Raw genomic sequence first — 12961 nt, 5'->3', positions numbered from 1 at the left:
ATGCCTGTTTTATTACTTGCATAATACCATGCTTTATTTGAAAACGCAACCACCGTTTTAAAAATATTTTGCTAAGCCTTTTGCTGAAACGAGAAGTTTGCTACACTTAGTGGATAATCAGTTGTTTCGTCTTCCTTGGCTTGCACCAGAAGCAAGAAGAACATCGCTGGCTAAACGTATCACAAGAAAGGATGAATCGGATGACTCCATTGAATCACTCACTGCATGTTGCCGTCCCAACAGCATTTGATCATGCAGAAAGACTTGACACGAAAAGGACGATCGCTCATATCTTGCAACTGCAAAAGCAAGGGATCAAATCGGTTTTGGTGTGCGGCTCCACCGGTGAACAGCACTCATTGACCTTGACAAAAAAAAAACAGCTTCTACATGCCTTAGCGCAAGAAACCAGCTGGGCAGCCGATTTCGAAGTCCTCTTCGGTTTAGCTGGCATCGTATTTCATGAAACGCTCGCGTTGGCAGAAGCAGTCAGCAAAAATCCCCGAATCGATGGTGTGGTTTTAGGCTTTCCCCCTTATCTTTGCCTGACGCAAAAGGAAGCCGTGCTCTATGCTCAGGGATTGATCCATACTTGCGAAAAACCAGTTATTTTATACAACAATCCCCGCCGCACGGGCTTTGATTTATCTGCAGAAAGTATCTTGACCTTGATCGCTGACCCTCGGGTGATCGGCTTAAAAGAAGCTGGCAGGAAGGAGCGAGTGCCTCAACTAAAAACAAAGACGGCTGCCGATTTTCGTTTTTATGCTGGTGGTGAAGCGGACTTGGCGGAAAAGGTCGCACTAGGGTTTAACGGGCTGTCATCAATGGCAGGAAACCTTTGTCCCAAGGAGATCCAGGTGATTTGGCAGGGCTTATTGAAAGGTGATGCAACGATTTCTACGTCGAATGAATGGCAGAATATGGAACAAGCAGCTGCTGGCGATCCAACCAATACCATCAGTTACCTTCCGTGGCTCAAGCAGCAAATCACCATTGATGGACAGCCCTTTGGCTTTTGTCGTCAGCCGCTAGGTCTAGAAACAATTGATCGGTTTGGCACTGGCTCAATTCCCCCTCATCTAGCACATGAAAGGCAGGAGAACCAGACAAATGAAGATTGATGCACCGATTGATCCACAACTAAAGCACTATATTGAAAGCTCCATCATCCCGCAATACAACCAATTGGATAGCAGTCACTCCCCAGCGCACGTCCACCAAGTGATCCAAAATAGTTTTGAAATTGCTGAAACATTGCCCGTTGACCTGAATATCGTCTATACGGTAGCTGCCTACCATGATATCGGCTTGCTCTATGGCCGCAAAAACCACGAAAGCAATTCCCGCAAGATCGTTGAACAAGATGCTGTGTTGCCACGCTTTTTCTCTCCTCCAGTCATTTCAATGATCGGCGAAGCTGTAGAAGATCATCGCGCCTCGCTGCCCTATGAGCCTCGCTCGCTTTATGGCAAAATTATTTCCGAAGCCGATCGCGACTTAAATTTTGAGCGAATCCTCAAGCGTACCTTGCTTTTTGCTTATGAGAAAAAGCAGCTGACAGATTTAGAACAATTGCATCATGAAGCGTATCAGTACATTTCAAAGAAATACGGTCCTCAAAGTGAGCTGAAGGTTTGGTTGGATTATCGCAAAAACCAAGACGGTTTGGCGATCATCTATCAAAAATTAGCACAACCTGAAAGCTTCCGTCACTCCTTTGAAAAAATCGTGCCGTTAGTTATCGCTACAAGCAAAGAAACTGACGATTGACACTTTGATCCAGCACCAGACTTCAAATAGGAACCCTCTGATTCAGCGCCGCAGTTGTGTCTGCACTGAATCAGAGGGCTTTTACTGTTATTCTAAACGTTCTTTCTCCACTAAAATCCCCCGCCCCTTCGCTGCTCCTACGCGCCTATTCAAATCAAAGGGCAGCAAGTGGTTTTCTTCAATCAACAGACGCCCCTTCTATGTAACCTTCCTTTTTTCACCGAATTTACTCTTTGTAAGCAAGATAGTTTGCTGAAAATAAAAAAAATGGTATTTTTATTTTATCAAGTGATAAAATATTAGGAGGAATCGTTATGTTTTTGGCAATCAATGAAATACGCCATTCCAAATTGCGTTACGCCCTAGTCACAGGGGTCATGTTTTTAATCGCCTATTTGGTCTTTTTTTTAACTGGGTTAGCTTATGGGTTGGCTCAAGATAATCGGATGGCGGTCGACAAATGGGAGGCAGATCAAATTTTGTTGACCGAAGAAGCAAATGATAATTTAAACATGTCGATGCTTCCTCGCAGTCTTTATGATGAAGTCGATGCACCAGAAAAAGCAGTTTTGGCGCAAACCGCTGGAGTTGTGACCAAAGAAGACAACGGTGAAAAAGTCGATGTCACCTTTTTCGGCATTGATCCAGATCAATTTTTAGCACCCAATATTACCGATGGCGAGATGTTTGCTTCAGATGATGAAGCGGTCGCCGACAGCAGTATTGAGGAAGAATACGGGATTTCCATTGGTGACACCATCAAATTAGCAGGCAGTGACAAAAAATTGAAAATCGTCGGTTTTACAGATAACGCCCGCTTCAGTGTCGCTCCGGTCCTCTACACCTCGATCGGTGCTTATCAAGAAATTCGTTTTGAAAAAGAAGATGATTCTGAAAATGCCCGTATCAACGCGATCGTGACTCGCGGCAAAATCAAAGAAGTGCCAGATGATCTGGTCGCTACGGATATCAGCAAATTTATTAATGAATTGCCTGGTTACAACGCACAAGTGCTGACCTTTGGCTTTATGATCGGGTTCTTGATCGTGATCGCTGCCATCGTTATCGGTATTTTTATCTATGTGCTAACGATGCAAAAATCAGAAATTTTTGGTGTCATGAAAGCTCAAGGGATCTCTAGCCGCTACATTGCTTTTTCGGTGATCGCCCAAACGTTCTTATTGGCAACCTCGGGTGTTTTGATCGGTGGTTTGGCAACGATCGGTACCGCCCTCGTGTTACCTGCGGCAGTGCCATTCCAAATCAATCTATTATTCTTTGCTAGTATCAGTGTCATGATGATTCTGATCGCGATGCTAGGTGCTTTCTTCTCGGTGCGAACGATTGTAAAAATCGACCCATTGAAAGCAATCGGATAGGAGGAAAAAACATGAGTGCCATTGAATTCAAACAAGTCAAAAAATCATTTAAAGATGGGGACGCGACAATTGAAGCCTTGAAAGAAACCAACTTTTCGGTAGAAAAAGGCGAATTTGTCGCCATCATCGGTCCTTCTGGCTCTGGGAAAAGTACCTTTCTAACGATCGCCGGTGGTCTGCAAGCCCCCTCTGAAGGCGAAGTGTATATCAATGACGAACCCTTCAGTAAACAAAAAGAAAAGCAACGGGCAAAAACTCGTTTCAAAAAGATCGGCTTTATTTTACAAGCTTCCAACCTTGTCCCCTTTTTGACGGTCAAAAAGCAACTCCAATTAGTGGATAAGGTCAGCAAAGAAACCCAAGAGCAATCAGCAACTGAATTGTTTGAACAACTTGGGATCGAAAAGCTGCAGAACAAATACCCCGATGAACTTTCTGGTGGTGAAAGACAGCGTGTGGCTATTGCCCGAGCGCTCTATCATGATCCCACCATCATATTGGCAGATGAACCAACGGCGAGTCTTGATTCAAAAAAAGCCGTCGAAGTCGTCAAAATCTTAGCAAAAGAAACCAAAGAAAAACAAAAAGCCACCATTATGGTGACCCATGATACCCGTTTAACAGATTATTGTGATCGGGTTCTCGTCATGAAAGATGGCGTTTTAGAAGAAAAAGAACACACGAAAAAAGAAGCCGAATCAGATGATTCGCAGAAGGAGCAAGCATGAAAAAAATTATTGTTGTCGGTGCGGGCGTGTCAGGATTAGCTGCTGCTGTCCGTTTGCAAAAACTTGGCTATGACGTCACCCTCTACGAAAAAGAAGGTCAACCTGGGGGCAAAATGAATCAGATCAAGGAAAACGGCTTTACCTTTGATGTGGGCCCCACCATCGTGATGATGCCTGAAATTTATCGTGAAGTGTTTGAATTTGCTGGCGTTGATCCGAATGACTATATTCCTATGGAGAAAGTCGATCCGATGCTGCAGCTGTATTTTGCCCAAGACGAACCGCTGACCTTCTCAAATGACTTAGTAGAATTGACCAAAACGCTAGAAGCGATCTCAGAAGAAGATGCTCAAGGCTATTTTGCCTTTTTAGCAGATATTTACAAACGCTATGTGATCGCCAAAGAGTCCTTCATCACCAAGTCGTTTCGGACATGGCGAGATTTTTACAATCCCAAATCATTATGGGCAGGGTTAAAGCTGCGAACGTTTAGTGACGCCTACTCTTCCATTTCTAAATTTGTCAAAGATGATCGCCTGCGTAAATCATTGGCGTTTCAAACCTTGTATATCGGTGTCTCCCCTTACCAAGGGCCGTCCCTTTATACGATCATCCCTATGATCGAGTTGATGTATGGGGTCTATTTCATCAAAGGCGGCATGTATACGTTAGCCACTGGTATGGCACGTTTGTTCCAAGAATTAGGCGGTACGATCCATTACAATACGCCGATCGATGAATTATTGATCGAAAACAAGCAAACCAAAGGCGTTCGTGTCAATGGAGAAACGATCACCGCAGATGCCGTGATTTGTGCGGCTGATTTTCCTTATGCCATGGAAAGCTTGATTCCTGATGAATCAAAACGCGGCAAATACACCAATCAAAAAATCGCTTCGATGGATTATTCTTGTTCTTGTTTCTTGCTTTATTTAGGTCTGGACAAAAAATATGAGGATAGCGCACTCCACAGCATTTATTTTGCCAATGATTTCAAACGCAATGTAGATGATCTTTTCGAGGCTGGTAAGCTGCCAGAAGATCCTTCCTTCTACTTGTATCGCCCAACCCTGAAAGATGCTTCCTTAGCACCTGATGGTCAAGAAGGTCTTTATGTTTTAGTCCCAGTACCTGAATTATCTAAATTTGATCAATGGACAGATGAAACGATCCAAAGCTACCGCCAGCAGATCATTGGATTATTAAAAGAAAAAACGATCTTTACGGATATCGATGAACACATCGTGTATGAAAAAATGTATACGCCAGATACGTTCAATGATCGGTTCAATGCCTACAACGGTGCGACATTTGGCTTGAAACCGACCTTAGCCCAAAGCAATTACTATCGTCCCCATAATAAATTTGATTATGCAGAAGGCCTATACTTCTGCGGCAGCAGTACGCATCCAGGAGCGGGTGTGCCAATCGTGATGCAAAGTGCCAAGTTAGCTGTGGAGGAGTTGTTAAAAGATGACCGTTAAATCATTAAGCGTCTTTGATGAATACGACAACGATTTTTTATACTGTGAGGCCATCATAAAAAAGCATTCGAAAAATTTTCATACCGCCTTTTCTCAATTGCCAAAAGACAAAGCCCGCGCCGTCTATGCCGTCTACGCCTTTTGCCGACGTGCCGATGATGCCGTCGATGAAAAGCAAGACCCATTGTTGATCGAAGCCATGAAAAAACGCTTGGAAGAAATGCAAAAACAAGTATCAGACGATACGATCGACTTGCCGCAAGCCGTCAAGGAAGAAGATCCTGATGAAGCCATTTGGCGGGCATTGACCCTTTCTTTCCAACAGTTTGATCTGCAATTTCAACCCTTTTTCGACCTATTGGTGGGGCAAAAACAAGACCTTGACTTCCAGCAGCCCACCTCTGAAAAAGAGCTTTCTGACTATAGTTACTACGTAGCTGGCAGTGTAGGTCTGATGCTCTTGCCGATTCTCTCGCAAGCTGCCGCTGCGATTCAAGAGCCTGCCATCAAATTGGGTGAAGCGATGCAGCGCACCAATATTTTACGTGATATTGGCGAGGATCTGCGGATGGGCCGCATCTATTTGCCGCAAACGGTCTTGGCGCAATACAACCTTTCGCGAGAGGCTTTAGCAGCTGGCAATCAAAACCCGCAGTTTATCGAGATGTGGGAACACGAGGCGCAACTGGCAGAGTCGCTTTATCAAGAATCTTTTGTCATGATGCCGCAAATCGATGAAGATTGCCGTGAAGCTCTATTAGCAGCTGCTTTGATCTATCGGGAAATCTTGACTGTGATTCGCAAAAACAACTATCAAGTATTTGCTGAAAAAACAGCGGTACCGAAACAACGGAAAATCCAACTTTTGTTTACCGCGAAAAAAATGCTTCGTCAGGAACGTTGGGAGGGCTGACTTTGAACTTGCGAGAAAAAATATTACGAGTGGCAGAGAACCTGTTTATGCAGCAGGGGTATCAAGCAACTTCTACTAGACAGATCGCAGAAGCCGTCGGCATCACCCAACCCAATCTTTATTATCACTTCAAAGGCAAAGAAGCCATCTATTATGAAGTGATGGTCTCTTTGGCACAAGAGGTTTCTGGAAAGCTAAATCAGACCGTTGAAGATACTTCCTTGACGATCTCTGAAAAAATCTTGAACATGTTTCTTTTTTTAAGAAGTCGGCATCGGATCAATTTTTATATGATGATGCACGACATTCAGCATACCGTTTCTGAGGACACTTCTAAAAAACTGTACTTGCTTTGGCGGAAAAATTACAAAGAACCGTTTCTTGACTTGTTTCGTCGCAGTGATTCCAATCTCCGTTCGGATGTCGACCCAGAATTTGTCACCAGTCAATTGTTAGTACTGATGGCGGCTCATTTGGACTCACCAGAAAAAGAAGACAAGATGCCAGAAGCGATCGATTTGTTTTTATTCGGTGCACTAGGCAATGGGCCAATTGCGAAATAGCTGGAACGTTGGCTTTTGTCCCGAGAATAATCATTCGACGAATTTCTGACAATCGCGTACACTGATCCAGTAAACAGAAACTTAAAAGGATGGATGTACATGTCAAAAAATCGAATCGAAGCCTTTACCGATGCGGTCATTGCGATCGTAATGACCTTATTAGTATTGGAATTGCACCAGCCCGAAGGCGATACCTTTGCTTCTTTTTTAGGAGTGGAACAGCAATTTATTATTTATTTGATCAGCTTTGTGATGTTAGCGATCTACTGGAACAATCACCATCATCTGTTTCAAGTAGTATCTAAAATCGACGGTTGGACCTTGTGGGCGAATCATTTGTTGATTCTGGCACTGACCCTCTTTCCTTTTGTAACGTCATGGGTCAGTCGTTATCCAGTCGCTCTTGCCCCACAGCTGCTATACGGGGCTGTCATTTTATTGACGGATTTCAGCTATTTTCTAGTTGGAAAATCCTTGGTTCGTGCCAATCCTGACAATCAAGCCATCGTGGAACTGTTTCGCGGATACAAGAAACTCTACTTTACGTTGTTTATCAACGTGCTGGCATTGCTCCTGGGCTGGCTGATCCATCCCCTATTTATCATCACACTGGATAGTCTTGTACTATTATTGTGGGTGATCCCTGAGAAAAAAGTAGAAACCTTTTTAAAACAATAAAAACACTTGCGTCCTTCTCCTACAAGCGATGAATGATTGCGCACAAGCAGCCGATTGGTCTACTTTTGCGCAGTCATCCATCACGAGAAGGACGCAAGTGTTTTTTCTAGCGAATTAAGTCTTTCCCTGGTGCCTGTAAGACTTGTTCAACTTGTTCTTTGGTGGTTAAGGGGACATCCCCCAGCATCGTATGAGCCAAAACTGCATTCGTGATAGCAAAATCAGCGGTGCGTTGGAGCGACCATTTTTCGGCATAGCCTAATAATACGCCAGCAGCATAGGCATCCCCTGCCCCGATCCGATCCAACACTTGCAGCAGCTGCGGTGCCGTTTCATAGGTATCTTGTGCCGTAATGATCCTTCCGCTGATAAACTGCTTGTCTTCCACGGCTAGACGCCGTGTCCCGCAGAACCATTCTAGTTGATACTGGTCAATAAAGGATTGGATCAACGCAAGCTCGGCGCCTTCGGTTTCCTCTAAGGGATAAGCCAAGAGCTCCTCCAAGTCACGGACAGAGCCGAAAACTAGATCACAATAGGGTAGGATCGTTTCATACCGTCGTTTCAGTACCTCCCGATTTAATTCTTCATTCAAGCTTGGACGGAAGTTGAAATCAAAGCAGACGCGAATCTGCTTGGCATGGGCCTGTTTGGCCAAAGCCAAAGCTGTTTGCCAGGTTTTCTCAGTCAAACTAAGAGAGATCCCGCAAATATGAATGAGATCGATCGTTTCTAAAAAACCATCGATAGCATATTCTTCTGGACCTGAAACGCCAAAGGAACTATGATGTCGATTTTGATACGTCACATAGGTCGGACGAGCGCCGTAGCCGATCTCGGCGAAATAACTGCCGATATGACTATATTTTTTGCCAACAAATGCCGTTTGAATCCCATAGGAACGCAAGCTGGCTTTTGCCGTATCTCCTAATCGGTTGGCTGGCACCTGCGTCAGCATCGACGTCGTCAAGCCGAAATGCGCCAAATTGCCTAACAGATTGACCCCTGTTCCCGTAAAATCCATTCGCAAAGAGTGGGTCTGTTCCAACGTTCGATATTCTGGTGGCGTCAACCGCATCATTACCTCACCGTAAGCACCGATCCGCATCATTGATCCCCCCTATTTGGCTGCTGCCAACACCTTTTTCGTCATTTCTGCTAATGTCTGTACATCTCCAGGGCGTGTGTCCCCTGTTTCTCCATCGATGATCGAGCTATAAATATGTGGAATGATTTTTTTCACTCCTGCATCAACAGCGATCTGCAAGATTTCTTCAAAGTTTTCTAAATCGATACCGCCGGTCGGTTCCAAATAAAAATCATTCGCGGCACAAGCCTCGGCTACCGCTTGATATTCTGCTTTATGAGCCAACCCTTTCATTGGAAAATACTTGATAGAACTAGCGCCCATGTCTTTTAATAAAGCGATCGCTGTTTCGACTGGGACTTCTGCAGCTGGAGTTTGTGAACTCAATGGACCAGTCGCAATATTGACATAGCCGACTTTTCCCGTTGGTGAAACAAGGGCATTGACGATCGTTTCAGATTGTCCTAGCAAAGCTCGTGAGGTCCCCGCTCCCGTGAACACTTGGTTAACATGCTGTGGTTGAAGAACAGCGGAAATTCGGGAGACCATTTCACTTTGATTGGGGTCGCCAGCACCAAGCCCTACAGAAAGGGCATTATTTGTTGCCACTTGATAGTTCTTCATGTCAGCGATAGCCGCCTCGTCACTATCATAGTTTTTTGATAAAACACCTAGGACGATGTTGCCCTCTGCTGCTTCGTAACAAGCTTTCGCATTGTCGATGGAGTTTGCTAACACATTTAGACAGACACGGTCAGCGAAATAATTGGGTGAAGTTTTCATTTTTGTGTTGCTCCTAACATAATTTCTTGTAAGCGATCAGTGATCACTGCCATTTCTTGTTCATTGACTGCTCGGATATCAAATTCAATAATGCCGTTATTGGCTTGGTACTCACGGGTATAAATCGCTGGTTCTCCTGCTTTTAGCGCGTCGATCACTGCATTGGCACTTGGTTCTTTCACTTGAACACTCGCCCGATAAATGTCTCTGCCAGCGCTGTCTTGAACGATTTTTGCTTCGAAACCAGTGATTTCATTGATTGCCGCAATAAATGGTTGCAGACGCTCTTGCATCGAAGCGCCAGATTCTGTTCCCTCCACTAGATAATCCGTCACGGCTTGGGTAAATCCGAGAATATTGTCTTTACCGATTTTCATTGCTCGACCTATCCCTTTGGATTGCAGGCGCACCCAAGAGACATAGGGCTGCTTGCCGATCACTAAGCCAGCACTCGGTCCTGAAAATGCTTTGGCACCTGAATAGATCACTAAATCAGCACCAGCTTGGGTATAGGCAAACAAATCTTCCTCAGCAGCCGCATCAACGATCAATGGAAGATCGTGTGCCTTGGCAACTTGGGCCGTTTCTGCTACCGTCAACATACTTTTTTGAACGGTGTGATGACTCTTTATGTAGAGGATCGCTGCCGTTTCGGGTGTGATCATCTGTTCAATGTGCTCGGGTGTACACATATTGGCATAGCCTGCTTCCACGACCTTCCCACCACCTTGTGTCACCATCACTTCCACTGGTGTGCCATAATCTACGTTGTGGCCTTTGGGCAAAATGATCTCCCGCTTACTGATTTTCTCACTATATGGATGATACAAATGATAGCTGTCGCCTTGACCGATGAGTGCCGCCACTGATTGGGCGATCCCCGCTGAAGCGGAAGAAACGATCTGTGCATCTTCCGTTTTCAACAATTCTGCTAAATAGGCTCCGGTTTTTTCTGCTAGATCTGCCATTTCAAAGAAATGCTCCCCGCCGTAGCGCTGGGCTGCAAGCACACTTTCGCTGACTTTCGAGACACCTAGAATCGTCATTTTGCCAGAAGCATTGATGACTTCTTTCAAGCCTAATTCTTCAATATTCAGTGTCAAAAAGTTCCCCTCCTATCACCGCTTTTTGCGGCACGATCTGTTGTGTCGTGATTCGGCGATTGCCGTTAGAATCCGTCAATTCCTTTTCGCCCGCTTCAAAGCGGAAAATCGTAAAATCAGCATCATATCCCAATGCGATCTCGCCTTTGTTCTGTAAATGAAATTGCTTCGCTGGGGCACTGGTCACCTTCTCGATGATCTCACGCCAATCATACCCTACGACCGCTAATTTTTCCATAGTCGTCGCTAAATCAAAGACTGGTCCATTGGTACGATTGCGAATGTAGATATCTGTACTAATGGAAGAAGCCTTCAGCTGATTGGCAAAGGCTGTCTCCGCCACGTCAAAATTGAAACTGTCTGTCCCATGACCAATATCGAAGACCAAGCCTTTTTCATAGGCAGCAAAGACGAAAGGCTTGATGGTTTGGTTTGTCTGATCCAAAATCCCATTGGCTTTGCCGTTAAAGCAATGGGTCACCACATCGCCTGTTTCCAATTCAGCGAGAATCTCTGCTAAATTCGGTGGTGCTGAACCAATATGGACCATCAAAGGCAGCGGTTGATTTTCAGCTTGGATCGTTTTCGCTAATTTCAACGGCGTGATGCCATTTTCGCCGATCACCGTTTTGCTCATTCGGGCTTTGATCCCGACGATAAAGTCAGGAAACTTCTGCAGTGCTTCTTTGACCAATTCTTTTTTGACTTTTGACAGATCCGCAAGTTCATCCTGCTCTACGATCCCCCATTTGGAAATGTTGACTAAAGCAAAGACATTGGTTTTGGCTTCTTTGGCTAAATCATAAAACCGATGGATATTTTCAGCGCCCGTCGTCCCCGCATCGATAACGGTCGTGACGCCTTGTTTGACACCGATCTCGTCTGGATAATCATAATAGAGCGTCATTTCCTCGAAACAATGGACATGGTCATCGATCCAACCCGCTGACAAGAACTCCCCTTCTGCTAAGGTCAGCTCTTGTTTCGCCTGCTCCTGCAACGTGGGTGCCAGAGCAGTGATTTTGCCGTCTTGAATCCCAATATCAAATACTTCTTCATCGATCGTGCGGGCTTGACGAATAATCAAATCAAACATTTCGTTACACCTTCCTCTCTGTGAAAGTGAATTTCGACCAAGGATGGATAAAGGGCAGCAGAACTAACTCTTGTTCGACGATCGAACCGATTTTATTTTTTCGTGGATCTGAGTGAGGCTCTAGCACGACTTGCAGCTCGTTTTTGTACTTGCCAAAACGATCGTTGCCGATCACAACGTCCCCTCGTTGAAAGACGCCTTCGTGGTCATGGACAGGATTGTCATGGTTCTTATACTTTTTACGAACTTCTGTGGAACGGATCATCCGATCGGTGATGTCGCCTCGACGGTAATGCTGCTCGTCCAGGGCGATTTGGCGTTCAACTTCATTGATTTCAGGCACAAATTCAATAGCAAATGCGGTCTGGTAGCGATCAATCGCTCCTAGCGCTGCCAATTCTGCTTCAGAAGCATAAGCATTTCCGATAATGACATCGTCGATCAGGCCTGTGGCAAACAAATGCTTTGCGGCAGTTTCTACAGGCATTCTTCGGTGCATTTCTAAGGTCGGTAAGCCATCATTGATATCCCAAGGTCCGATCGTTCCCGTTTGAGAAGAGATAAATGCGGCGGTTCGAATGCCTTTTTCCTTGAAACGACGACTGCATTTTTCAAAGAAATCATAGGGCAAGGCAGTCCCTTCTTGCGGATAGAAATTGTGGCAGCCATATAAGTAAGGAATGTTGGCTTGATAGGTCAAAATATTGTCTAAATACGCCACATCATTGCTCATATTCAATTCAACAGCTAAGCCAAAGGGATTGTAGGTCAACATCGCTTCTTTATTGCCGTCAAAGCCTAAATCTAAACGAATCCCATCGGCACCTAGTTCATGGAAAAAGGTCAAGTCATCATAGGAGATGCCTAGTTCCGAAAAGATGGCTGGTGCCACGTCTAAAATCGTTTCATAGCCTAATCCTTTGGCAAAATCAATCAACGCTTTAAATTTTTTCTGCACGTTTTCTTTGCCGTCACTCACTTCCAGCATACTCATAAAAATGCGGCTAAAGCCATAATCATGGGCTAATTGCAGATAGGCTTTGTCTGTTTCAAAATCACTGTGATCGGGATACACCGATACTCCTAGTTGTCTTTTCAACTTATCTCATCCTCATTTCTTCATAAAAAGCAGTAAAACGTGTCAGTAAAAGCGAACTGCAAACAATCGTCGCCGTTATCGTCAAAAATGGTCCCCACGGAAACTGACGGCTCAGTAGGATCGCTGCAGCAACGCCAAGAATCCCGAACAAAAGCATCCGCCAAAACGGCACTTCTTGAATTTTTTTCCCTTGTGCTGATTTTGTTAACCAAATTTGACAACCAAAAAATAAACAAATGGCATAAATCCCCATGTTTGCACCTCACTCTTTTTTG

Annotated in this window: 14 protein-coding genes; 8 read left to right on the top strand and 6 right to left on the bottom strand. The window is 44.7% G+C overall.

Going from position 1 to position 12961, the window contains the following annotated elements; genetic code table 11:
* The first annotated feature begins 200 nt into the window (after positions 1–200).
* The 8 genes from IGI73_RS05880 to IGI73_RS05845 all read left to right on the top strand — a co-directional run bounded on the left by IGI73_RS05880 (position 201) and on the right by IGI73_RS05845 (position 7518).
* Complete coding sequence (locus tag IGI73_RS05880) at positions 201–1124, top strand: dihydrodipicolinate synthase family protein (RefSeq protein ID WP_428206371.1); 924 nt, start codon at positions 201–203, stop codon at positions 1122–1124.
* The gene (locus IGI73_RS05875) at positions 1114–1773 is read left to right on the top strand and encodes an HD domain-containing protein (RefSeq protein ID WP_194185273.1); all 660 of its coding nucleotides are present in this window, start codon (positions 1114–1116) and stop codon (positions 1771–1773) included. The genes IGI73_RS05880 and IGI73_RS05875 overlap by 11 nt, the downstream gene beginning before the upstream one ends.
* Positions 1774–2087: 314 nt before the next feature.
* Positions 2088–3152 (top strand): ABC transporter permease, encoded by a 1065-nt coding sequence (locus tag IGI73_RS05870; protein ID WP_005235249.1) that lies wholly within the window; start codon positions 2088–2090, stop codon positions 3150–3152.
* A gap of 11 nt (positions 3153–3163) precedes the next feature.
* Positions 3164–3880, top strand: a complete 717-nt coding sequence (locus IGI73_RS05865; protein ID WP_428206372.1) for an ABC transporter ATP-binding protein — start codon at positions 3164–3166, stop codon at positions 3878–3880.
* Positions 3877–5364, top strand: coding sequence for a phytoene desaturase family protein (locus IGI73_RS05860; protein ID WP_005235239.1), 1488 nt, complete (start codon positions 3877–3879; stop codon positions 5362–5364). The genes IGI73_RS05865 and IGI73_RS05860 overlap by 4 nt, the downstream gene beginning before the upstream one ends.
* The gene (locus IGI73_RS05855) at positions 5354–6277 is read left to right on the top strand and encodes a phytoene/squalene synthase family protein (RefSeq protein WP_428206373.1); all 924 of its coding nucleotides are present in this window, start codon (positions 5354–5356) and stop codon (positions 6275–6277) included. Before IGI73_RS05860 ends, IGI73_RS05855 begins: the two co-directional genes overlap by 11 nt.
* A gap of 2 nt (positions 6278–6279) precedes the next feature.
* Complete coding sequence (locus IGI73_RS05850; RefSeq protein WP_010747950.1) at positions 6280–6840, top strand: TetR/AcrR family transcriptional regulator; 561 nt, start codon at positions 6280–6282, stop codon at positions 6838–6840.
* A gap of 99 nt (positions 6841–6939) precedes the next feature.
* The gene (locus tag IGI73_RS05845; RefSeq protein ID WP_010747949.1) at positions 6940–7518 is read left to right on the top strand and encodes a TMEM175 family protein; all 579 of its coding nucleotides are present in this window, start codon (positions 6940–6942) and stop codon (positions 7516–7518) included.
* Between the two features lie 106 nt (positions 7519–7624).
* Here the strand turns inward: IGI73_RS05845 and IGI73_RS05840 are convergent, their stop codons facing one another.
* Genes IGI73_RS05840 through IGI73_RS05815 form a run of 6 tightly spaced genes read right to left on the bottom strand, consistent with a single transcriptional unit; the run spans position 7625 to position 12939 of the window.
* Positions 7625–8629 (bottom strand): sugar kinase, encoded by a 1005-nt coding sequence (locus IGI73_RS05840; protein ID WP_428206374.1) that lies wholly within the window; start codon positions 8627–8629, stop codon positions 7625–7627.
* A gap of 9 nt (positions 8630–8638) precedes the next feature.
* Positions 8639–9388 carry a 2-dehydro-3-deoxy-phosphogluconate aldolase gene (gene dagF / locus IGI73_RS05835; RefSeq protein WP_074931736.1) on the bottom strand — a complete coding sequence of 250 codons (750 nt, stop codon included), beginning with the start codon at positions 9386–9388 and terminating at the stop codon, positions 8639–8641.
* Entirely contained in the window at positions 9385–10491 is a 1107-nt protein-coding gene (locus IGI73_RS05830) for a DgaE family pyridoxal phosphate-dependent ammonia lyase (RefSeq protein ID WP_428206375.1), read from the bottom strand. The genes dagF and IGI73_RS05830 overlap by 4 nt, the downstream gene beginning before the upstream one ends.
* Positions 10475–11587 (bottom strand): amidohydrolase/deacetylase family metallohydrolase, encoded by a 1113-nt coding sequence (locus IGI73_RS05825; protein ID WP_010747945.1) that lies wholly within the window; start codon positions 11585–11587, stop codon positions 10475–10477. Before IGI73_RS05825 ends, IGI73_RS05830 begins: the two co-directional genes overlap by 17 nt.
* A 4-nt stretch (positions 11588–11591) precedes the next feature.
* Positions 11592–12686, bottom strand: a complete 1095-nt coding sequence (locus IGI73_RS05820; protein ID WP_074535646.1) for a DUF871 domain-containing protein — start codon at positions 12684–12686, stop codon at positions 11592–11594.
* A 1-nt stretch (position 12687) separates the two neighbouring features.
* Positions 12688–12939 (bottom strand): hypothetical protein, encoded by a 252-nt coding sequence (locus tag IGI73_RS05815; RefSeq protein WP_005225703.1) that lies wholly within the window; start codon positions 12937–12939, stop codon positions 12688–12690.
* Positions 12940–12961: the final 22 nt, after the last annotated feature.

The organism is Enterococcus sp. DIV0755f (assembly GCF_051713725.1).
Classification (GTDB): Bacteria; Bacillota; Bacilli; order Lactobacillales; family Enterococcaceae; genus Enterococcus_D; species Enterococcus_D casseliflavus.
Note: the sequence above shows the minus strand (reverse complement) of the source record. Positions and strands in the feature narration are given on the sequence as shown.